17 protein-coding genes, 1 tRNA gene and 2 pseudogenes are annotated in these 22,916 nt (G+C 63.6%); 15 read left to right on the forward strand and 5 right to left on the reverse strand.

Annotated features, from left to right (window positions below; all coding sequences use genetic code 11):
* Positions 1 to 66: 66 nt before the first annotated feature.
* From BMIN_RS02355 to BMIN_RS02420, 14 genes and pseudogenes are all read left to right on the forward strand, one after another.
* Positions 67 to 3,267 (forward strand): UPF0182 family membrane protein, encoded by a 3,201-nt coding sequence (locus BMIN_RS02355; RefSeq protein WP_022861347.1) that lies wholly within the window; start codon positions 67 to 69, stop codon positions 3,265 to 3,267.
* Positions 3,268 to 3,444: 177 nt separating this feature from the next.
* Positions 3,445 to 4,044 (forward strand): aminoacyl-tRNA hydrolase, encoded by a 600-nt coding sequence (gene pth, locus BMIN_RS02360; protein ID WP_022861348.1) that lies wholly within the window; start codon positions 3,445 to 3,447, stop codon positions 4,042 to 4,044.
* Between the two features lie 13 nt (positions 4,045 to 4,057).
* Positions 4,058 to 7,654 (forward strand): transcription-repair coupling factor, encoded by a 3,597-nt coding sequence (mfd, locus tag BMIN_RS02365; RefSeq protein ID WP_081648034.1) that lies wholly within the window; start codon positions 4,058 to 4,060, stop codon positions 7,652 to 7,654.
* 65 nt (positions 7,655 to 7,719) lie between these two features.
* On the forward strand, positions 7,720 to 8,505 hold the full coding sequence (locus tag BMIN_RS02370) for a hypothetical protein (RefSeq protein WP_152595200.1): 786 nt from the start codon (positions 7,720 to 7,722) through the stop codon (positions 8,503 to 8,505).
* A complete protein-coding gene (locus tag BMIN_RS02375) occupies positions 8,505 to 8,978 on the forward strand; it encodes a PhzA/PhzB family protein (protein ID WP_026647505.1) in 474 nt (157 codons plus the stop codon). The genes BMIN_RS02370 and BMIN_RS02375 overlap by 1 nt, the downstream gene beginning before the upstream one ends.
* Positions 8,979 to 9,042: 64 nt before the next feature.
* Positions 9,043 to 9,933: an aldo/keto reductase gene (locus BMIN_RS02380; RefSeq protein WP_022861352.1), complete on the forward strand. Its 891-nt coding sequence runs from the start codon at positions 9,043 to 9,045 to the stop codon at positions 9,931 to 9,933.
* A 93-nt stretch (positions 9,934 to 10,026) separates the two neighbouring features.
* Positions 10,027 to 11,322 (forward strand): phosphopyruvate hydratase, encoded by a 1,296-nt coding sequence (eno, locus tag BMIN_RS02385; protein WP_022861353.1) that lies wholly within the window; start codon positions 10,027 to 10,029, stop codon positions 11,320 to 11,322.
* Positions 11,323 to 11,394: 72 nt separating this feature from the next.
* Positions 11,395 to 11,964 carry an FtsB family cell division protein gene (locus BMIN_RS02390; RefSeq protein ID WP_022861354.1) on the forward strand — a complete coding sequence of 190 codons (570 nt, stop codon included), beginning with the start codon at positions 11,395 to 11,397 and terminating at the stop codon, positions 11,962 to 11,964.
* A 26-nt stretch (positions 11,965 to 11,990) separates the two neighbouring features.
* Positions 11,991 to 12,577: pseudogene (locus tag BMIN_RS02395) on the forward strand (DUF501 domain-containing protein).
* A gap of 90 nt (positions 12,578 to 12,667) precedes the next feature.
* Positions 12,668 to 13,679: pseudogene (locus tag BMIN_RS02400) on the forward strand (Ppx/GppA phosphatase family protein).
* Positions 13,680 to 13,805: 126 nt separating this feature from the next.
* A tRNA-Leu gene (locus tag BMIN_RS02405) sits at positions 13,806 to 13,887 on the forward strand.
* A 209-nt stretch (positions 13,888 to 14,096) separates the two neighbouring features.
* On the forward strand, positions 14,097 to 14,660 hold the full coding sequence (locus BMIN_RS02410; protein ID WP_152595201.1) for a hypothetical protein: 564 nt from the start codon (positions 14,097 to 14,099) through the stop codon (positions 14,658 to 14,660).
* A 115-nt stretch (positions 14,661 to 14,775) separates the two neighbouring features.
* On the forward strand, positions 14,776 to 15,183 hold the full coding sequence (locus BMIN_RS02415; protein ID WP_022861356.1) for an FKBP-type peptidyl-prolyl cis-trans isomerase: 408 nt from the start codon (positions 14,776 to 14,778) through the stop codon (positions 15,181 to 15,183).
* A gap of 167 nt (positions 15,184 to 15,350) precedes the next feature.
* Complete coding sequence (locus BMIN_RS02420; protein WP_022861357.1) at positions 15,351 to 15,830, forward strand: GreA/GreB family elongation factor; 480 nt, start codon at positions 15,351 to 15,353, stop codon at positions 15,828 to 15,830.
* Positions 15,831 to 16,087: 257 nt separating this feature from the next.
* Here BMIN_RS02420 and trhA read toward each other — a convergent pair whose 3' ends face one another.
* The gene (gene trhA, locus BMIN_RS02425) at positions 16,088 to 16,936 is read right to left on the reverse strand and encodes a PAQR family membrane homeostasis protein TrhA (RefSeq protein WP_026647508.1); all 849 of its coding nucleotides are present in this window, start codon (positions 16,934 to 16,936) and stop codon (positions 16,088 to 16,090) included.
* Between the two features lie 397 nt (positions 16,937 to 17,333).
* Here trhA and BMIN_RS02430 point away from each other — a divergent pair, with 397 nt between their 5' ends.
* On the forward strand, positions 17,334 to 18,854 hold the full coding sequence (locus BMIN_RS02430) for a sensor histidine kinase (protein ID WP_022861359.1): 1,521 nt from the start codon (positions 17,334 to 17,336) through the stop codon (positions 18,852 to 18,854).
* Between the two features lie 201 nt (positions 18,855 to 19,055).
* Here BMIN_RS02430 and BMIN_RS02435 read toward each other — a convergent pair whose 3' ends face one another.
* The 4 genes from BMIN_RS02435 to BMIN_RS02445 all read right to left on the reverse strand — a co-directional run bounded on the left by BMIN_RS02435 (position 19,056) and on the right by BMIN_RS02445 (position 22,827).
* A complete protein-coding gene (locus BMIN_RS02435; protein WP_022861360.1) occupies positions 19,056 to 19,334 on the reverse strand; it encodes a WhiB family transcriptional regulator in 279 nt (92 codons plus the stop codon).
* Positions 19,335 to 19,430: 96 nt separating this feature from the next.
* The gene (locus BMIN_RS02440) at positions 19,431 to 21,221 is read right to left on the reverse strand and encodes an FtsK/SpoIIIE domain-containing protein (RefSeq protein ID WP_022861361.1); all 1,791 of its coding nucleotides are present in this window, start codon (positions 21,219 to 21,221) and stop codon (positions 19,431 to 19,433) included.
* Positions 21,222 to 21,241: 20 nt separating this feature from the next.
* On the reverse strand, positions 21,242 to 21,502 hold the full coding sequence (locus BMIN_RS08700) for a hypothetical protein (RefSeq protein ID WP_022861362.1): 261 nt from the start codon (positions 21,500 to 21,502) through the stop codon (positions 21,242 to 21,244).
* Complete coding sequence (locus BMIN_RS02445) at positions 21,499 to 22,827, reverse strand: LCP family protein (RefSeq protein WP_022861363.1); 1,329 nt, start codon at positions 22,825 to 22,827, stop codon at positions 21,499 to 21,501. The genes BMIN_RS08700 and BMIN_RS02445 overlap by 4 nt, the downstream gene beginning before the upstream one ends.
* Positions 22,828 to 22,916: the final 89 nt, after the last annotated feature.

Here is a 22,916-nt window from a genome sequence, read left to right on the forward strand (position 1 = left end):
GGCCGCGGCGGGAATCGGGATCCTCGGGACGGATAGGAGTTCGTGGGTGCCCGATAGGCTGAGTGCATGGCCAGTGACGATTTGTGGAAGATGCTCATCGACAGCTTCGGGGACGGTGCCGGACGAGGACGTCATGGGGGGGATGATCCCATCGTGACGGATGTGCATGTGGATGGTGACGCCGGCGACGCCCGATCGGGCGTCCACGGCGGGGGCTCTCGTCCTCCTCGTGGGGGCGGAAAGTCGCGATCCCCGAGGAAGCCGCACTCGTCGCGGATAACGAAGGTGGTTATGGCGGTCGTCGCCATCCTTGCCGTGGCCATCGGGCTTCTTTTCGGTCTGACGCGTTTCATCACCGATCTCATGTGGTTCGGCCAGCTTGGCTTCGCCAGCGTGGTATGGACCCAGCTATGGACCAAGGTCGGTCTATGGGTCATCTACGCCCTTCTTATGGTCGCCGTTAGCTACGGCGCCGCATGGCTGGCCATCCGGGCTCGTCCCGATTCGTCCGACGGATCGACGATACGCGTTCGCGGCGACGTCATCGAGGTCGGACGTGGAATAAGCTCGCGGTCGGCACGGCGCACGACGATAATCGTCTCCCTTGTCGTTGGCGTGCTTTTCGGATCACGCTTCAATGCGCACTGGGCTCAGATCCTTCTGATGACCCACGCGCAGTCGTTCGGGACCAGGGATCCACAATTCGGTCTGGATACCGGATTCTACGTCTTCGTCCTCCCCGGATTGCGGCTTGTGGCCTCGGCCGTCTTTCTGCTTCTCATCGTCGGTCTGGTGTTCTCCGTCATCATGCACGTGCTCATGGGCGGAATCCGTCTGACGATGCCCACCCGCGGCCGTGGTATCTTCGTCATGACCGGACGCGCCCGTCGGCAGATCGCCATCTGGATTCTCCTCATGATGCTGACGTGGTCGGCCACCCAGGTCCTTCGCGTCTTCGGCACGCTGACCCAGAAGGGGGACAGGATCACCGGGGCGACCTACACCACCGTCCATGCGACCATCCCCCTGAGTTTCGTCATGGCCGGGCTCACCGCCGTGCTGGGTGTCGTCCTTGCCGTATGGCTGATGAGATCGCATCGGATCGACGGCCCGGCTCCGATGGGCGTCCGGGCCGTGGCCACGGCACGGGCGTGGCGAACGCCTGTCGTGGCGTTGGCGGCGTTCCTCGCCATCAGCGTGCTGCTCACCAATCTCTGGCCCGCGCTTCTTCAGCGATTCCGCGTGGATCCCAACGCCCAGGAAGCCGAATCCTCCTACATCCAACGCAATATCAGCGCCACCAAGCAGGCCTACGGACTGACGAACGTCGTGACCGAGCAGTACAAGGCCACGACGACGGGTAAGTCGGGGGCCTTGTCGCAGGACGCGGAAAGCACCGCGCAGATCCGTCTGCTCGACCCCCAGGTCGTGTCGTCGACGTTCAAGCAGCTTCAGCAGTCCAAGCAGTACTACACGTTCGCGGACACCCTTGCGGTGGACAAATACGATGTCGACGGCGTCAGCCAGGACACGGTGATCGCCGCGCGCGAGCTCAATCTCGCCGGAAACGACAACCGCAACTGGGTGAACGACCATACCGTGTACACCCATGGGTACGGAGTCGTCGCGGCCTATGGCAACAAGGTGACATCCGACGGGCAGCCGGAGTTCTTCGAATCGGGGATCCCCACCCAGGGCAGACTCACCCAGTCCGAGAAATACGAGCCCCGCATCTATTTCTCGCCCAATGCGCCGGAGTATTCCATCGTCGGCGCGCCGACGGGCACGACGTCATGGGAGTTCGACTATCCCACGGGTTCGGATGGCGCGACGACGACGTTCTCGGGCAAGGGGGGACCGAAGATTGGCAATCTCTTCACCCGCCTCCTGTATTCGATCCGTTTCGGATCGGATCAGATACTCTTCTCCGACCGCGTCAACTCGGATTCCCAGATACTCTATGACCGCAACCCCAAGGAGCGCGTGGCCAAGGTCGCCCCGTACCTGACGCTGGACGGCAGAGTGTATCCCGCAGTGGTCGACGGGCGCGTCAAATGGATCGTGGACGGGTACACCACCTCCGACGCGTATCCCTATTCCCAGATGACCGATCTGGGATCGGTGACGGAGGATTCCACGACGAAGTCCTCCAGCACCGTTTCCGGACTCAAATCCGAGAGCGCGAACTATATCCGCAACTCGGTGAAGGCCACGGTGGACGCCTATGACGGCTCGGTGACCCTCTACGCATGGGACACCTCGGATCCCATCCTCAAGGCGTGGGAGAGCATATTCCCGGGGCAGTATCACCCGATCTCGGAGATATCGGGCGATCTGATGAGCCATCTGCGTTATCCCGAAAGCCTGTTCAAGGTTCAGCGCGAGCTGCTTTCCCAGTACCACGTCTCCAACGCCAGCCAGTTCTTCTCCGGCGAGGATTTCTGGCAGGTTCCCGTCGACCCGACGGAATCAAGCCAGGAGCAGAGCGAGGACGTCCTCCAGCCCCCCTACTATCTCACCCTCAAGACGGGAGGCGCCAGCAAGCCCGTGTTCTCCCTGACGTCCTCGTACATCCCGGCCGGCACCTCGACGCGCGAGATACTCACGGGATTCCTTTCGGTGGATTCCGACGCGGGCTCCACCGCGGGCGTGAAGGGCAAGAACTACGGGACCCTGAGGCTGCAGGAGCTTCCCAAGGACTCGAACGTCCCCGGCCCCGGGCAGGCGCAGAACAACTTCAACGCCAACGCCGACGTGTCCAAGGAGCTCAACCTCCTCGAGTCCGGGTCGACGAAGGTCACCCGCGGCAATCTCCTCACGCTGCCACTGGGAGGAGGGCTGGTGTACGTCCAGCCCGTGTACGTGCAATCCAGCGGGTCCACGCGGTTCCCCCTTCTCAAGAAGGTTCTTGTCGCGTTCGGCGATCAGGTCGGTTTCGCGGACACTCTTGACGAGGCGTTGGATCAGGTGTTCGGCGGTGATTCCGGGGCGTCCGCCGGAGACGCGGAGAACAGCTCGGCATCCTCCGCCGCGGGGAAGAGCTCGGATGATGATTCGGACTCGTCGCAGGGATCCGGCTCCTCGACCGGAGGCGCCACTGGGAACACGGAGAATCAGGAACAGCTCAGGAAGCTTCTTCAGGAGGCAAGCCAGGCCATGAAGGACTCGCAGTCGGCCATGAAATCGGGGGATTGGACCGCTTACGGGCAGGCCCAGTCCCAGTTGGACGAGGCCCTGAGCAAGGCCATGGAGCTCGAGCAGGAGTAGCAGGAGTAGAGGGTGGCGCATCGCCGCGAACAGGTCCACGTCGGTCTCGTTCGCTAGCATGTGCGGCTGGAAGCCGGGTCGATGTGTGGATTCCTCCATGCACCGACCCGTTGGTCCGATGGCCATACCTGATGGCCATATGAGTGGAGAACCGAGAGCGGAGAGGGAAGAAATCGGATGGTTTCGGAGTTCTGGCTGATCGTGGGGTTGGGAAATCCCGGAAGGACCTATGACGGAACACGTCACAACATGGGATTCATGACCGCCGATGAGCTCGCCCGGCGTTGGGCGGTCTCGTTCTCCGACCATAAGGGACTGGCCGAGGTGGGGCGGGGAATCATGCGTCTGAACGGCGGAAGCGTCAAATTCCTGCTCGCCAAGCCCCTGACGTTCATGAACGATTCCGGCGATGCCGTCTCATCCATCGCCACCTACTACTCCATCGCCGTCAACCGGATCGTGGTCATCCACGACGACATGGATCTCGATTTCGGCCGCATCAAGGTCAAGGCCGGTGGTTCCAGCGGCGGTCACAACGGCATCAAGTCGATCGACCGGTCCCTGGGGTCCAATGCGTACGCGCGCGTCAGAATGGGCGTCGGCCACGCCGATCGTGGGTCGCATGCGCGCGACAACGTCGTCGGATGGGTTCTGGGAGGATTCGACGCCGATCAGCGCAAACGGCTTCCCGACTATCTTGCCGACGGCGCCGATGCGGCGGAGACGATAGTGATGGATGGTCTGGCTCAGGCACAGGAGAAGTTCAATGGCCGGTGACGCGCGGAGGAATATGGCGCGGTCAGGGGATTCGACGTCGCATCGTCAGGATTCCCCGGCATCCCATGGATCCCATGAATCCCATGAATCGCTGGAGGGATCGCTGGAGGGATCGCTGTCGCGGTTGCTGGCGGCTCTTGAGAAGGATCCCACGATCCGCGGTCTCGTCGCGACGACGGAATACGACGATGAGAATCTGGTGATTCAGGCGGTCGAGGGTATCCGCCCGGCGTTGGCCGCAGGCGCCGCGTCGCGGCTGCCCATCGTTCTGGTCGTCCCCTCGGACCGTCAGGCGCAGGACATGGTCGTGGCGCTGCGCTCATGGTATGGAGGCGACCCCCATAACATCGCGTCGCTGCCTTCGTGGGAGACGCTTCCCCACGAGCGCCTCTCCCCGCGGGCCGACACCGTGGCCACGCGCATGGAGGTTTTCCGGCGGTTGCGTCATCCGAAGGACGGCGATCCTCTTTTCGGCCCCATCCGCGTCCTCGTCCTCCCGGTGAGGTCTCTGATACAGCCGGTTGTCCGAGGTCTGGGGGACGTCGAACCGCTGCTGTTCTCACGCGGGCAGACGATCGCCTTGGAGGATGCGCAGCGGCGTCTGGTCGAGAACTCGTACACCCGCGTCGATCTGGTCATGGACAGGGGGGAGTTCGCCGTCCGAGGCGGGATACTCGATGTCTTTCCTCCGACGTCCGCGTTCCCCGTCCGCGTGGAGTTCTTCGGCGATGATGTGGAGTCCATCCGCGAGTTCCATGCGGCGGACCAGCGGACCTTCAGGGATGCCGATCCGGTCGTCTGGGCGACGCCATGCCGCGAGCTGCAGCTGACCGAGGCCGTGCGTCGCAGGGCGAGCTCGCTGGTGGGGTCGATCGCGAACGCCGACGACATGCTGGAATCGATCGCGGATGCCATTCCCGTCGAGGGCATGGAATCTCTCCTGCCCGTTCTGGTCGATGATATGGAGCCCGTATCATCCCTTCTGCCGCCGAATGCGGTGGTCATGTTGTCCGATCCCGAGAGGCTGAGACGCGCCGCGTCGGATCTGAGCGCCACCGCCAATGAGTTCCTGGCCGCGAGCTGGCACGTAGCCGCCAGCGGGCACGGAGCCGGAGCCCCCCTGAGCTTCGACCAGGCCAGTTTTCTGGATGTCGACGAGGTCGTGTCCGCTTTGGAGCTGTCCCGTCATCCGGTGTGGAGAATAACCGATTTCGGGGTCGATCCCCAGATTCCGGGGCATCTTGTCGTGGACGCCCATCAGCCCGAGGAGTTCCGTGGCGACGAGAAGCGCGCCACCACGGGTCTGAGCGGACTCATCGACGAGGGCTATGACGTGACTCTGACGGCCGCCGCTCAAGGCACGCTGAGTCGATTGTCGCGGGTGATGTCCGTCACCGTGTCGTCGCGATTTTCCGCGATCCGCTCGCAGGCGACCGACGGGTTCGTCGATCCCACCGCCCATGTGGCCCTGCTCACCGAACGCGACATCACGGGACGCAGCGGTGTGGCGGGAAAGGTCTCGGCCCCCAAGCGCAGGCGTCATGCGATCGACCTCATGGAGCTGAAGCCCGGCGACTACGTGGTGCATGAGCAGCATGGCATCGGCAGATTCGTCGGGATGAGGCAGCGCGCCGCGGGATCGTCGTCATCCACCGCCACGCGGGAGTACCTGGTCATCGAATACGCGCCATCCAAGCGCAACGCCCCGGCGGACAAGCTGTTCATTCCGACGGACCAGCTCGATCAGGTCAGCAAGTACATCGGTTCGGACGCCCCCAAGCTCAATCGTCTGGGGGGATCGGACTGGGCGGCCACCAAGGCCAAGGCGCGCAAGCATGTCCATGAGATAGCCCAGGATCTGGTTCGCCTGTATTCCGCCAGACAGCGTACGCAGGGATTCGCCTTCAGTCCCGATACCCCCTGGCAGCGGGAGCTGGAGGACGCGTTCCCCTATCAGGAGACGCCCGATCAGCTGACCACGATCGACGAGGTCAAGGCGGATATGGAGAGGCCGATGCCCATGGACCGTCTCATCTGCGGTGATGTGGGGTTCGGGAAAACGGAGATCGCGGTCCGTGCGGCGTTCAAGGCCGTCCAGGACGGCAAGCAGGTCGCGGTTCTCGTCCCCACGACGCTGCTCGTCCAGCAGCATATGGAGACGTTCGGGGAACGCTTCGAGGGATTCCCCGTCACGGTCGCAGCCCTGAGCAGATTCCAGACGCCCGCCCAGATACGCGAGACCGTCGCCGGGCTGAAGGAGGGATCGGTGGATGTCGTCATCGGCACCCACAAACTCCTGTCGCCGAAGATCGCGTTCAAGGATCTGGGGCTGCTCATCATCGACGAGGAGCAGCGCTTCGGTGTCGAGCACAAGGAGAGCCTCAAGGCGCTGCGGACCAACGTGGATGTGCTGTCCCTCTCCGCCACGCCCATTCCCCGGACCCTGGAGATGGCGGTGACCGGCATCCGCGAGATGTCGACGCTCGCCACGCCTCCCGAGGACAGGCTTCCCGTCCTGACCTACGTGGGTGGATACGAGGACGCGCAGGTCACGGCGGCCGTCCGCCGTGAGATGCTGCGTGGAGGGCAGGTCTTCTACGTGCACAACCGCGTCGAGGACATCTCCGCGGTGGCTGCGAAGATCATGGCGCTGGTCCCCGGCGCCCGGGTGGGGATCGCCCACGGAAAGATGGGGGAGAAGCAGCTGGATCAGATCATCCGGGACTTCTGGCACCGTGACATCGACGTGCTCGTGTGCACGACCATCATCGAGACCGGTCTGGATATATCCAATGCCAATACGCTGATCGTGGACAACGCCGACCGATTCGGACTCAGTCAGCTGCACCAGCTCCGTGGCCGTGTGGGACGTGGCCGGGAGAGGGCGTACGCCTATTTCCTGTACGATCCCGCCCGTCCGATGACGCAGCAGGCGCACGATAGGCTGGCGACCATCGCCCAGCACACCGCGTTGGGATCGGGGTATGACGTGGCGATGAAGGATCTTGAGCTGCGCGGCACCGGAAACCTTCTGGGCGACGAGCAGAGCGGCCATATCGAGGGCGTGGGGTTCGATCTGTATGTCCGTATGGTGTCGCAGGCGGTCGAGGAGTACAAGAACCCCGGCAGGGTCGAGCCGGTTTCCGTCAGCGTGGATCTTCCCGTCGAGGCGTCGATCCCCGTGGACTACATCGATTCGGACAAGCTCCGGCTCGAGGCGTACCGAAAGCTGGCGTCCGCCCGCACCGAGGACGATCTCGCCGACCTGCGCGAGGAGCTTGCGGACCGTTACGGGCCACCGCCGCACGAGTTCGAGGATCTTTTCGCCATAGCCCGCGTCAGGGCCCGGGCGCGCGATCTGGGAATCGAGGAGATATCGACCCAGGGGACGCGCGTGCGTGTCCGTCCCGTGGACGTTCCGGACTCGGTGAGAATGAGGATCGAGCGCATATACCATGGCGCGCAGTATCGTCCCGTCACTCGGACGCTTCTCGTTCCCGCGCCTTTCGGCGGATCGTTCGGATCGAAGCCGATGGACTCGGCGTCCGTGATCCATTGGGTCGACGTGCTGATGGATGATCTGATGTGGAAGCCCGCGCCACGGTCCTGAAGGTCTGGACCCGATGCGGACAGGCAGTGGCGGGTATTCTGGCGGGGAATCCAGAGGAGGGGAATATGGCCGATGGCGATGACAATGACGCCGGGGATGACGCCGGGGATGACGCAGTGAGGGGAGACGATATCGGTGCGGTCATCCGACCGTGGCATCGGACGACGGCCCCGACGGCCCCGACGTCCGCGACGGGGTCGGCGCCCGCGTCCGACCGTCCGGTGGGCCATGCGCTGGTGATGCCGGGAATCGGATACACGGTGGATCGCCCGCTGCTGTACTGGGCCGCCCGCGCGCTGTCCTGGCGTGGATGGCAGGTGGACAGGCTGTGGCTTGATCTCCCGGCAACCGTTGATTTTCCCAGGACGATCGCGCGGATGAACGCGATGGTCGATTCGTGGCTTGGTTCCCTGGACGATTCCGCGGCGTCGGGTGGCGGAGGGAATGATCGTCGCGTCCCCCGCATGGCGGTGACGAAATCCCTTTCCACGCTGACCTACCCGCATCTCGCCGAATCGGGCATGGCCGCGGTTCTGCTTACGCCGGTCCTCAACCCGCCTCCGTGCGATCCCGCGCGGTCGGTGATCGAGACTCCCGTGCGTCGTGGCGCGTCCGCGTCCCCCATGCCCCTCATATGCGCGGGCGACGCCGATCCGTATTTTGATGCGGGCAGGGCCCGGATGCTGACGGATCGCGTCACCGTGTGCTCCGGCGCCAACCATTCCGTCGAGGTGGTTGGCGATTACTCGGCGTCGATTCGGCATCTTGCCGATGTGACGTCCGCGATCGTGCGTTATGCCGACGACGTGGCCGGATGCCGTGTGGATGACGAGGAGAGGGAGTGCCGGTGATGGTGGATGCCGATTCGGTTCAGGAGCGTGCGGAGCGCAATCGCGACGTGGTCAGGCGGTATCTGGCGTCGGGCCATGGCGATGCGCTGCTTGACCGTCATAGGTTGTTCACCCGGGACGGGGTGTCGGGCCTGTGGACCTCAGATTCCGGTGAGCCCGTCTTCGTGGAGGGCAGGGATCTGATCGCGCGCTACGACCTGTGGTCTAGCAGGCATTTTCCCGATTGGACGTGGAGGAACGTGCGCGTGTGGACCACGGACGATCCCGACTGGCTGTGGGCTGAGGCCGACGGCGGCGGGACCCTGATCCTTCCCGGTCATGATCCCGTGACGTATGACAACCATTTTCTGTATTCGTTCGAGATGCGCGGCGGCCTCATAGCCAGGGAGAGGGAGTTCATGAATCCGGTGGTGGAGATGCGGGCTCTGGGACTGCGCGTGCCCCGGATCGATCTGGGAGATTTTCCGGAATGACGGATGATGGCGGTGATCGTCCGATGACGGCGACAATGAGTGCAGTGGATGGAGGAGTGCGGAGATGACGGTTCTGGCGGGATACGGGATCGGTCGCATCGGTCTGGGAACGATGGCGCTTGCCGTTGAAGGGCGTCCGTCGCGCGACGTGGCGGTCGATGTCATTCATGCGGCCCTTGATGCCGGGGTCCGGTATCTCGACACGGCGTGGTCCTATTATCGCCCGTCGGTTCCCGGATGCGGTCTGGCGCGGGATCTGGGGTACGGCGAGCTGCTCGTCCGCGATGCGTTGTCGACGTGGGACGGTCCCCGTGACGAGGTGCTTGTCGCGACGAAGACGGGATGGCGGCGGACGCTCGACGAATCGGGCCATTATGGATGGCTCGCCGATGCACGGCCCGAGACCATGATGGCGGACGTGCGCCAGTCGCTGCGGAGATTGGGCGTGGATTCCATTGCGCTGCTGTATTCGCATTGCGATGATCCGCAGCTCCCCTATGAGGATCAGATGACCGCCCTGCGCTCCCTGGTGGACGAGGGCCTGGTGCGTTATGTCGGCATCTCCCGCGTGGGCGTGGAGGACATCGATATCGCTCGATCCGTCCTGGGGGATCGTCTGGTCGCGGTGCAGAACCAGTTCTCTCCCATATGCCCGGATCCGGAGGGGACGATGTCCCGCGTGTGCGACATGGGGCGTCGATTCGTGTGCTTCTCGCCTCTGGGCGGCTTTCTTGATCCGATCGACGTCTCACGTCTGGAGCCCTTCCACCGCGTCGCGCGGAGAAGGGGATGCTCATATCAGCGCGTGGTTCTCGCGTGGGAGCTCGCCAGGGATCCCGGTGTGGTCGTCATCCCCAGCGCGCGCACCGTCGATGAGGTTCGTGACGATGTGGCCGCGGCCTCCCTGCGGCTCGACGCGGCGGAGCTCGCATATCTGGACGAAATGGCATTGTGAGCGTTCACGAACCGCCGCGACGGCGAACGGTCTAGTCCATAAAGCCCGGTATCCTTAGAACCGTTATCGCAACCTACGTTGTAAGGAGCAGTTGTGGCAGCTATTGAAAGCGTCTATGCGCGCGAGATTCTTGATTCCCGTGGCAACCCCACTGTCGAGGTCTTTCTGGAGACCGAGGATGGCGCGGCCGGTCATGGACTTGTTCCGTCCGGTGCGTCCACTGGTGAGGCCGAGGCGTGGGAGCGCCGCGATGGCGACAAGTCCCGCTATATGGGCAAGGGCGTCCTTGATGCGGTGAAGGCGGTCAACGAGGTTATCGCGCCGAAGGTCATCGGCATGGACGCGAGCGACCAGCGCGCGCTCGATGACGTCATGATCGAGCTCGATGGAACGGCCAACAAGGGCAAGCTTGGCGCCAACGCCATCCTGGGCGTCTCTCTCGCCGCTCTGTACGCGGCGGCCCAGTCGGCCGAACTGCCGCTGTATCGGTACATCGGCGGAACCAACGGACACATCCTTCCCGTCCCGAACATGAACATCATGAACGGCGGCGCACATGCCGACTTCGCGACCGACATCCAGGAGTACATGATCTCCCCGTACGGATTCGATTCCTACAGCGAGGCCCTCCGCGCCGGCGTCGAGGTCTACCACACCCTGAAGAACGTTCTGAAGAAGGACGGACTGGCCACGGGCCTTGGCGATGAGGGCGGCTTCGCCCCCAAGATGAAGTCCAACGAGGACTCCCTCAAGTACATCGTCGACGCGATCTCCGCCGCCGGCTACGAGCCCGGGCGTCAGATCGGCATCTGCCTCGATGTCGCGTCCTCGGAGTTCTACAGCAAGGAGACGGGCAAGTACCGCTTCGATGGCGCCGATCGCGACGCCGAGTACATGCTCGACTACTACGAGAAGCTCATCAACGAGTATCCCATCGTCTCCATCGAGGATCCCTTCCAGGAGGAGGGCTGGGATGACTGGGCGGCCATCACCAAGCGTCTGGGAGATCGTCTTCAGTTCGTCGGCGACGACCTGCTGGTGACCAACCCCAAGCGCCTGCGCAAGGCCATCGACATGGGTGCGGCGAACTCGCTGCTCGTCAAGCTCAACCAGATCGGCACCGTCACCGAAACCCTCGACGCCATCGAGCTGGCCACGGCCAACGGCTACACCTCGATGGTCTCCCATCGTTCGGGAGAAACCCCCGACACCACGATCTCGGATCTCGCGGTCGCCAAGAACACCCGGCAGATCAAGACCGGGGCCCCGGCCCGCGGCGAGCGCATCGCGAAGTACAACCGCCTGCTCGAGATCGAGGAGGAGCTTGGCTCGACGGCGGAGTATGCCGGATACGCGGCCTTCAAGGCGTGCGCCCAGTATGTGAAGTAATCCGTAATCTGCAGTGACGGTGACGGTACCCGCCGCGTTCGCAAGTCGAATGCGGCGGGTACCGTCGTTTGCATGAGAAGTTCCCGACGCTCCCGATCCACGACGCCGCCGCGCCGTCAGTCCCGCGGCTCAGGGCCTCTGGCCTTTTTCGTGTCGGTGATCATTCTCGCCTTGGGGGCCATCCAGCTGGTGTCCGCCTTCCACACATACGCGCTGAATCTTGCCGAGCTCAACGGGTTGCGCCGTCAGGAGGCCGCGCTTGTCGCGAAGAAGCAGTCCCTGGAGAACGAGATCTCGCGCTGGGATGACAAGGCCTATGTCACTGCGCAGGCACGGGAACGGCTGGGATTCGTGTTTCCCGGAGAGGTGTCAGTGCACGTGAAGAACTCGCAGGCCGTGACCGGCGAGGACTCCGACGCCCAATCGCTCGACGAGGATGAGTCGTCCGTCTCGACGGCGTCCGTGCCGTGGTACAGCGAACTGGCCTATGGCATTCGCAAGGCCGATGAGCCGTCGAAGAAGGCGACGAAGACGGCGGTCGATTCGGGTACGGGAACCACCGGGACCGACGCTTCGACGCCGTCGGGGTCCTCCACGGCGACCACCAACGGCGATGCCGACGGCACGGATGGCGATCAATGACCCGGCGAACCGCGGAGGACACCGTTATGGACGCTCATGATCCGACCGAGGAGGAAGCGGGCGTCGTGGTCGGTCTGGCCCATCGTCTGCTGTCCCACGAGCTGTCGCAGAACGACGTGGACGTCGTCCACCGGCAGCTGGGTCGTTTTCCCCGTGGCATGCTGGCCGTGGGCGCCCGGTGCGTGTGCGGACGGCCCGTGGCCGTGATCACCAGGCCGCTGCTTCCTGGCGGGATTCCCTTTCCCACGACCTGCTATCTGACGGGTCCATCGGCGGTGAAGGCCGCCTCGCATCGTGAGGCCGCCGGGGATATGCGTGAGCTGACCACGCGCCTTGAGACGGATGAGGATCTTCGCGTGGGATACGAGCGCGCCGATCGCCTCTACAAGGCCTTCCGGCATGAGATAGCCCTGATGGTCGGCGACGGGGAGGACCACGTCGCGGCGGTCAGTGCCGGGGGGATGCCCACGAGGGTGAAATGCTTCATGCTCTGGTGGCCCAGAGTCTGGTGATGGGTCCCGGAGTCAATCCCATCGGTGATCTGGCGTTGGAGTCGATGCGCGACGAGTTCGATCCGACGGTATGCCGGTGCCCGCGGCTTGCGGAAGATTGAGCGCCGTCCGAGCGCGCCGTCCGATGCATGTCGCATGATGACGTGTCGCGTGGTCTCATGTCGTGGTGAAGTCGTGGTGAAAGGAAGAAGATGGTGTCCGACTCGGTGACGGTGGCGGGGATTGACTGTGGAACGAACTCGATCCGGCTCAAAGTGGCCAGAGTCCACCCGGATGGCCGTATGGACGATGTCGTTCCGCGGATGCTGCGCGTCGTGCGTTTGGGGCAGGGGGTGGACCGCACGCATCGGTTCGCGCCGGAGGCGCTGGAGCGCACGTATGCCGCGTCCCGCGAGTTCGCCGCCGTTCTGGCCGGCTGCCGGATCGACGGTCTGCGCTTCGTGGCGACCTCGGCGACGCGTGACGCCGACAACAGGGACGAGTTCGAGGATGGGGTGGAATCCATCCTTGGCGTTCGGCCCGAGGTCATATCCGGGACCGAGGAAGCGGATCTGAGCTTCCTTGCGGCGACGGGCATAGTGCGCAGATCCGAGCTCAGGCCGCCGTATCTCGTCATCGATCTGGGCGGGGGGGTCGACCGAGATGGTTATGGGCGGCGATGGCGTCGCATCGCCGTCCACGAAAGTCAGCCAGGCTTTTTCCATGGACGTCGGCTCGGTGAGGATGACCGAGCGCCATCTTCTGTCGGATCCCCCCACGGAGGATCAGATCGGATCCGCCCGAAGGGATGTGGACGAGCACATCGATGAGGCCTTCGAGCATGTCGAGGCGGCGCGCGCACGCAGCATCATCGGCGTGTCGGGGACGGTCACCACGATGGCCGCGCTGGCGTTGGGACTGAGGGAATACGACCATGCTGCCGTCGACGGCCGATGCATTCCGCTGACGACGGCCTTCAGTGTCAACGATCGCTTTCTGCGGATGACACGCGCCGAAAGAGCCACGTACAAAACCATTCATCCCGGGCGCGTCGACGTCGTCGGCGGCGGCGCCCTGGTGTGGAGCCGTGTGCTCGAGCGTGTCTCCCAGGCGGCGCTTGAGGACCATGGCGAGGCCATAACCTCGTTCATGGCCAGTGAGCACGGTCTTCTTGACGGCATCGTCCTCGATTATGGCAGACGGCTTCTGGCGCGGACGGTGTAGGTGACGCCCCGAACCGAACCGACCGCCGTGGGCCACCGCGTCCGGCGGCGTGACGACATTCTGGATGCGCCGGGGCATACCAGTGCGGTACAGTGACAACGTCAGGCCGTTGGCCATGGCTTATCCGCCCCCTTGGCGGAACTGGTAGACGCTGCGGACTTAAAATCCGCCGCCGCAAGGCATGCGGGTTCGATTCCCGCAGGGGGCACGGGATCGGGTTGTAGGGGAGTCGGTGGTCCGTGTCCCCGGACGGCCGTGCCGACGTGGGTGACGTATGGCGTTGCCGACGGCTGGCCCGTCACGATAGGCCTTCGCATCCATCGGACGCATGGTGTGTTGCGGGTGGCACGACGTGTGCGAGGGTGGAGCGGTGTCGTGGATAGCATATGTTATGGATGGCGCAACGAAAGGATCATCATGTCGTCTCGCATCGAGGAGCCTCGGCCGACGGGGGAATCCGCCCCGGTGATGGTCGCCCAGAACGTCATCGCCGCGGCCGTGCTCTGCATCGGTGAGGTCATCGCGGCGCCGCTGTACATGATCATGGTGCACGGCGGCATCGCGCTGGTGCCATGGATGATGGTGGCGTGCATGCTCGCCGTCGCCTTCTGCGCCACGGCGGGTTTCGCCCTGCTCTGGCTCGCCCAGTCCCTTGTCTCCCGGATGTCGGGAGTTCATGCGGTCGTCGTGTACGCCGTGACGGGCTTCGTGGGATTCGGACTGTGGGGTTTTCTGGTGGTCGTATCGTTGATCGACTCGTTGACGGTGGCGCAGGGGCTGGCGGCCTTGGTGGCGGGGCAGGCCCTGTCGGTCGCGTTCAACAGCGCGGTGTGGGGTTTTCTCGGATATGGAGGGGCGCAGGCCGTCGGGGAGCGTTTCGCGCGCCATCGCCGTGCCGTGTATGTGACGGGCGCCGTTCTGGTCATCGTGGCCGCCGTCGGCCTGTTCTATGCCGTCAGCATGTTCTCGGTCGTCTACTGACGGGCGTCGGGCGCGCGGGACGCATTCGGCGGTTCGTGGTTCGTGCCATGCACTTCGCGAGGGATGCTCGAATATATGGTGATATTCTGGTGGGCATTGTCCGAAAGGAGACACGATGGAAAAAACCATGCCTGAGGTGAACGCCGAATTCGGTGCGGCCCCTGTTGTCGCTTTCCCGGGTGAACAACCTCCCGCGGGACTGCGGGTCGTCGAACTTGTCGAAGGCGATGGCCCCGTCGTCCGTCCCGGGGACACCGTCACCGTCAACTACCATGGGGTGGTGTGGGGCGGATCCACGCCGTTCGACTCGAGTTTCGACCGTCACAGCCCCGCGAGCTTCGGCATCGGCGTCGGCCAGGTCATCAAGGGATGGGATCGTACCGTTCCCGGACATAACGTGGGCTCGCGCCTCGTGGTGTCCATCCCCCCTGAATATGGGTATGGTTCACGTGGCGTTCCCCAGGCGGGAATCGGCGGAACGGATACGCTGGTCTTCGTCATCGACATAGTCTCGACCCGGTGATCCGACGCGGGGCGAACCGTTGTGGTGTCCCGTCCCCGGACGGCCTTCCGCCGGACGGGATCGAGTGGACGGAACCGATGACGTGGTGCGTGCGCGTCGCGGGCATCGATGCGACCGCGAACGTCGTCGCACGTATGTGTCATTGAATGATTAGGAGGTTTGTCATCATGGCTGATGAGAAGGTTGTGTTTCTGACCCAGAAGGCATACGACACCCTGAAGGATGAGCTGGCCCATCGGGAGGGTGAGTACCGTGAGGAGATCACCGAGCGTATAGCCGCCGCACGCGCGGAGGGGGATCTGTCGGAGAACGGCGGATACCAGGCTGCCCGTGAGGAGCAGGGCAAGAACGAGGGCAGGATCAACGAACTGATCGTCAAGCTCCGCAACGCCAAGATTCTCCATGCGCCCGCCGCCGGGACGGTGGGAAACGGCTCCGTCGTCGTTCTGGAACTCGCGGGACGCGAGATGACGTATGTTCTGGGATCCCGCGACATATCGGTGGCCACGGACTATGACGTCGTGAGCACGGATTCACCGATGGGTGCGGCCATCGTCGGAGCCCATACCGGGGATACCGTCACCTACAAGGCTCCCAACGGTCGTGACATCTCCGTGCGCATCAAGGACGCGCGGCCGCTCGAATAGGGTTTTCGCCGGATGTCGGTCCGGTAGGTTGTCGGTCGGCCGGATGCCGTATCCGGCTACCCCATATGACATGGCGTGTGCATGACGGTTCCGACGATGGTGATCGCACCTCCGATGGGGGGGCGGATGCCGTCGCCGGAACTCTTTTCTTTCCCTGTTTCGGGGTCGGAAACGGTATTCTGGCGTGGCCGCCCCGTCCGATCCTCTTGTTTCCTTACTTTTCCTACTGCAGTTGTCGTACTGCGGTTGTCGTTTCCTTACTGCAGCTGGATGATCACCATATAGATGGCCACCATATGACAGGCGAATCCGGCGACCGTGCCGAGATGGAAGATCTCATGGAACCCGAATACGCGCGGCCAGGGGTCGGGCCTGCGAAGCGCGTAGACGATCGCGCCGGCGATGTAGCACAGGCCTCCGGAGGCGATCAGGACGACCACCGCGGGTCCTGCGGCGGGGGACACCCAGAACATCCCCATGAAGGCTACGCCTGAGACGCCGAAGATGATGTACACCAGCACATACAGCCATCGCGGGGCGGTGATCCATATCACATGGATGATGAGGGCCACCAGGGTGCACGACCACATTCCCGTGATGATTCCCTCACGCCACGGCCGTGGCAGCGCGAACGCCACGGGGGTGTAGGTTCCGGCTATGAGAAGGAAGATGTTGACGTGGTCGATCCGACGCAGGATTCCCGTGGTCCTGGGAGACCAGTCTCCCAGATGATAGGCGGCCGAGTTGCCGAAGAGGATAAGCGACGAGGTCATGAACACCGCGCATGCCCATTTGAGTCCGGCGCCTTGGGCGATGCAGATCAGGACGATCCCCGCGGCCAGCGCCAGCGGCGCGGTCCCCGCATGTATCCAGCCGCGTAGGAGCGGTTTGGGGCGGCCATGCACGTCAAGACGTATTTTCCGTGGTGCCTTCGCTGCGTCGGGGTTGGCGACGCGATTCGCCTTGGCGTCGTACTTCGCGAGAATCCGTGCGACGCGGAGCCGCGATTTGCGTGTCACCTTGTCGGCCTTGAGCCTGCCCTGGGCCCGAATCTCGTCGGCCTTTCTGCGGCGGGAATCGACAAGCGCGCGCTGGACGTCGATCATGGTCCCGTCCGCTGCGGGATTCGTTGTGGGACTGGGCCGATTCGTCGGCGGAATGTCCGATTTCCCGTCGGGGGCCTGCCGGTCCTCCGCGACCGATGCCGGGGTGTTGCCGTGGGAGGTCATGACGCCGTCGGATGACGGTGTGCTCGACGTCTGGGAATCCATTGTCCCTCCAGTCTTACATTACGGTACCGTAACCTACGATACCGTAACAATGGGATGTGTCAATCCGCGTGTCAACGCGGCGCCGATGCGGCGATCCGGCACGATGAGACCGGCCGGCGGATGCCGGCGATCGGCTAGTGAGCGGTGCCGGCGATCATCTGGCATACCGCTCCTGGGATGCGCCGCGTGTGCGATGGCACGATCCCTGACGTCATGCGTATGATGAGGAATTATGGCGGACTTCTCACAGATTCTTACCACGCGTCCCGACCTGTCCGACGGCGATCGGGAGTGGCTGCATCATCTGGTGGCGGATTGGCAGGTCATCGCGGATCTGAGCTTCGCCGACCTTCTTCTGGTTATGCGCAGGGGGGACGGACGGTATGTGGTGGCCGAGCAATGCCGGCCGTCCACGGTCATGACGCTGCGGGTGGATGATGTCGTGGGTCATGAGGTGGACGAGAACCTTGTGGAGGAGCTTGATATGGTCATGGCCTCGACCAAGCCCGTGAAGTCAGATCATCTGACCTGCGTGGGACGGGCGCAGGTGTGCAACGTCTACACGCCCGTGCGTCGCGAGGGACGGACACTGGGCGTCGTGGTCCGTCAGACGAACATGGCCACGCGGGAGTCGAACGGCCGCTATGAGAACGAGAGCATCAACGCTGGAAAGCTACTGTTCCAGATGATCGCACGTGAGCAGTTCCCCTACAGCAATCCCGTGATGAGCCAGCGCCATGTCGCCAGGGTGGCGGACGGCTTCATTCTGGTGACGAACGAGGGCATCGTGAGGTACGCGTCCCCCAACGCGATCAGCTGCTTTCGGCGACTGGGATCCCTGGCGACGATGCAGGGGCATTATCTCAGCGAGATCGGCACCCAGCTGATCCATGCCAAGGATCCGGTTCCCGAAAGCCTTCCTCTGGTGCTCAGCGGAAAGGCGGCCGTGGATTCGGAGCTGGACGCCAACCGCTCCGCCGTCTCGATGAGGTCGCTGCCGTTGTGGGATGAGATGGGACGCACGGGCGCCATCGTCCTATGCCGCGATGTGACGGAGATCCGTCGGCGCGAAAAGGAGCTGCAGACGAAGGACGCGACCATCTCCGAGATACATCACCGGGTCAAGAACAATCTTCAGGCGGTTTCGGCCCTGCTGCGCCTGCAGGCGCGCAACACCAAATCCGCTGAGGTGAAGAAGGAGCTTGCCGAGGCCCAGCGTCGCATACAGACCATAGCCACCGTCCATGAGGGTCTGAGCCAGACGGCCGACGAGATCGTCGACTTCGACAAGGTGATATCCAAACTGCTCAGGATGAGCGTCGACCTCGCGTCGATGAGCGATCAGAACATCCATATCGGATATGTGGGACGCTTCGGCATGATGCCCGCCCAGGACGCCACCCCCTTGTCGCTGGTGCTCACCGAACTGATCACGAATGCGGTGGAGCATGGGTATGAGGGCCGATCCGAGGGGTCGATCACGGTGTCCGTGGGACGTAGTGGCAGCAACCTCAATGTGGTCGTCGAGGACGATGGATCGGGTCTGGATTCGGAGGAGTCCAACGGCATGGCACGGTCGTCGGGATCAGGTCTGGGGACGCAGATCATCAACACCTTCGTCACCAATGATTTTGGAGGCACGGTGCGCTGGGAGCCTCGGCACGAGGGGGGAACGCGCGTCGTGCTCAATATACGGCTGAGAGCGGCGCAGGATTACGCTCAGGATTATGCGGATGATGACGCCCTGGGATGACGCCCTGGGGCAGATCCCGAGGATGATGCGATTCCACCCGCGATTCCACGGGTGAGAGCTGGCTGGGTGATGATTGGTTTCTTGCGAAAGACGGAAGAGGGCCCTGCCGTTGTCGTGACGGCGGGGTCCTCGGAATCCAAGCATCGATGACGCCGTGTCGATGGCGGGGGAGTACGGGACCGGCCCCGTCGCGGAATGAGATCAGATCTGCATCTGAAGGTTCTGGGAGCGCCGCGCCCTCATGGCCCTGCGCTTCAAGGCCCGACGCTCATCCTCGCTCAGACCCCCCCATACGCCATAGTCCTGATTGGTGTCCAGCGCGCATTTGAGGCATGCGTCGATGACCTTGCACGTGCGGCATACGGCCTTGGCCTCCTCGATCTGCTGATACGCCGCTCCCGTGTTCCCCACGGGGAAGAAGAGCTCGGGATCCTTGTCGCGACAAGCGGCCTTGGCACGCCAATCAAACGCACTGCTCATAGATATGTGCCTTCCTTGTGTCATCCACGATGACGGTGAACGAAAACGAACCTTTATCAGATAACCACTAACGGTCTGACTTTTCAAGGGTTTTACTCAACGTAAATATTCCGTGCCCGCCTTTCCGATCGCGCATTGGATCATGCGGGCCGTTCCTGCGCGGATCAGGACCGCCCGACCGGGGATGGAATAGTCCTCGTCGTCAAGGTCTCCCAGAAGGTTCGACGGAATGCCGTCCATCGCGTCGATGGCACGGTCGCCGCTGGGAAAGACGATTCTCGTCGACACCCCGTCGAGTCGCGACCGCGGTGGTTTCGACGCCGCCGCGACAACGGTCCATGAGGTGTCGTGCGATGCCTCTTCGATGATGTTCGAAAGAGGATCGGTGCTTAGCGGATCGAGGAGGGCGTCGGCGTCGTCCACCAGAAGAAGACGGTGGCCATCCTCGCGTCCGGCGCCGTCGTCCGTCTCCGTCGTCGGACCGGCGTCATGCCCGCTTCCGATCGTGATCTCGCGGAGGACGTGGCGGTGACCGCCGTTCGCGTCCTCCGTCCGGCGTGGCCATGATATGAGCGTGATGACGGGAGAGACGCCCCCATGCGTGCGAAGCTCCTGAAGGATGGTCCGCAGAAGCGTGGTCTTCCCCCGTCCGCGTGGTCCCGTGATGATGATGGTGCCGTCTCCGATGGGCAGTCGAGCGGTCGTCAGATGTATGCCGTCGTCGGACAATCCTATGGCGATCGCGCGGCGCCCGGAGTCCACATGATCCGGATGATTCGCATCGCCGCGTCGGGACAGACCGGTCAATGGCACGCTCCGCGGCAGCGCGCGGCTGAACAGGGGAGGCTGGGGCGGGATCCCCGTGACCGACATGGCCGTGATCGTTGAAGCCACCAGTCGTTGGGGCGATTGCGCGGCCGAACAGCGGAAGCGTCTGATCGACTCCCCGTCGTCCACGTATCCCAGTCCGGGGGAGCGGGGACTGATAAGAGCCGCCGAGCCGTTCCCGATCATCTCCACGGACTGAAGGGAGTCCTTCACCCGAAGGCAGATGCGCAGGGACAGGTTCGCCTTCATGTCCGAACCTACCTGTCCCAGAGGATTCTGCGTGCAGGCGATGAGGTGCATACCCAGGGATCTGCCCAGCGACGCTATGGTCGTCAGCCGGTCGATGTAATCGGGCAGTCGCCCTCGAAGTGCATGGAACTCGTCCACGACGATCATCATCGTCGCCGGAGGGATGGGAAGATCCCGAGTGTCGCTGACATGGTGCTTCGCGACCAGCATCTCCCTGCGTGTCAGCTCCTTTTCGATTCCCAGCAACGCACGTCTGGCGTGACGAAGATCCAGATCGCATACCGTCCCCACCGTATGAGGCATATCCGCAAGCGCGTCAAGGCCCGCGCCTCCTTTGAAATCCAGAAAGACGAACTGGACGCGCGTCGGCGGGTATCGGCACGCCAGAGCGAGGCACCAGGTGCGCAGGACGACGGATTTCCCCGATCCCGTCGTGCCCGCCACCAAGGCGTGGGGACCCTGAGCCGAAAGATCGAGAGCGAGCTCTCCTGTGTCGCACATGCCGATGGGGACGCGCATGGGCGGCGCCCATCCCGAAAGACAAGGCGCCCACATCCCCGCGATGATTCGCCACCAGAGACGTGGATCTCCCCGCATCCCCACAAGCGGCTCCAGAGGAGGGCACGCGAGGATGGCGTCCTTGTCGCATGCCGATGATTCACGGGCGGGCGGGCGTTGCCCGTCGTCCGTCCGTCGGGCGTTCGCCGTATGCCTTCTCATAAGGAACCATGCGACGGGCGAGATCATGGCGGCGGCCGACATCAGAGCAAAAAGCCAGTTGCCGTGGATGAGGAGAACGATCAGAACCACGGTCTGTCCCAGAAGGGGGATCAGAGAAAGGACGAGAGGGGTCGTCCCGGAAGCCGCATCTCCTCGGAGACCTCGGAGACCCCGGAGACGAGGACGCCAGCGACGTCGGCGGCGCTGGGAGCCATATGATGCGGCTGCTTCCGGCATCTCATCAGGGTTTTTGCGTTCATGAGCCATGTACCCACGATCGTGTGCGGACCCGTCGGAAGGCGGGGAAGCGGCCGGGTGTGGTCGAACGTCGAGGCGTGGCCGGAGTCCGTCCGTGCCTCGACGTCGCTCATTGGCTTTCGGCGAGCGTCCCCACAACTCCGGCCTTATGCGTCCCCTGTACCAGGGAGTTGAAGAGGTCAAGGTTCTTGGCATCGTCAAGAAGAACGGATGATCCGACGCCGTCCACATAGTAGTCGGGGTCGCTCCAATAGAGGCTTCCCGTCACGCCGTCGTCTCCCGTGGCGCTTTTGAACGCCAGCGCCATGGACACGAGGGTCAGAGGCGAGGATTTCTCATCCACGGTGATTGAATCGAGTCCCGAGGACGCCAGCGCCCGGACCGTCGAGGGATTGGCAAGGACCTTCGCGGAAGTGGCCTTCGAAACCACAGCGGCGATCACCTTGCGTTGTCGTTCCGCCCGTCCGAAATCCCCGTTGGGATCCTGATAGCGCATGCGGGAGAAGGCCAGGGCGGTGGCCCCATCGGCGTGATGGCATCCAGCCGTCCACTTCAGCTGCGAATCCGCGTCATCGACGGTTCTGTCATAGCAGAGCTCCACTCCGCCTATCGCGTCGACGACCTTCTGGAGCCCTCCGAAGCGGATCTCCGCGACGTGGTCGATCTTGTGCCCGGTTATTGATTCGACCTGCTCCACAAGCGCCTTCCGGCTGACCACTTCGGCGACCGCGTTGATCTTCATGTAGGAGTCCGACACCTTCATCAACGAGTCACGTGGTATCGAGATGAGCGAGCTCGCTCCGCTTTTCGGCTTCGTCAGAACGAGGATGGTGTCCGTCCGGAATCCCGGGGTGTCCTGCGAGGTTCCTCCCGCCGATCCATCACGCTCGTCCGAGCCAAGAAGCAGCCAGGACGTCGCCGCGGAATCGTCGGCCATGGAGCTGAGCCATGATGTTTTGTTCAATCGAGAATTCACCCAGTTCCATGCGCCGAACATCGAGAACCCCAGCGCGAGGACGAGCGCCAGAAGGATGGCGAGAACGATCCTCCCCGCTCGGCGCCGCCGCCGAGGCGCCTGCGAGCGCGCCTTGCCGGATGAAGGGGCCGTGGCCGCGACGGCCATCCCCGATCCCCTTTGCGCGGATGAGCGCGGGGGAATGGTCTGCGTCCCTCCCCGTGACGACCGGGGGGCGGGACGAACCGACGACGGGACGGCCATGGGACCCGACGCGGACGATGAGGATGATCGCGGAAGTGCTGTCGCCCGGGGAGCCGATGGGGATTCGGGCCGGCCCGCCGACGAGGAGGGCGTGAAGCTGGGTGGGGTGGCGTCCGAGGCCCTTCTGGCGGAGGAGCCGGACGCCGACCCCCTTCTCGATCGGTGGAGACCGGGATCCGAGGAGGGGATGAAGCTTGGTGGAGTGCCGTCCTGTGCCATGCCTGTCCTCTCTGCCCGTGGTCTCCCCGTGACTACCTACGACTCCACACAGATTTACACTGCATGGCGCGTCAAGGGCGCGTCAACTG

The sequence above is a fragment of the Bifidobacterium minimum genome (assembly GCF_000741645.1).
Lineage (GTDB): Bacteria > Actinomycetota > Actinomycetes > Actinomycetales > Bifidobacteriaceae > Bifidobacterium > Bifidobacterium minimum.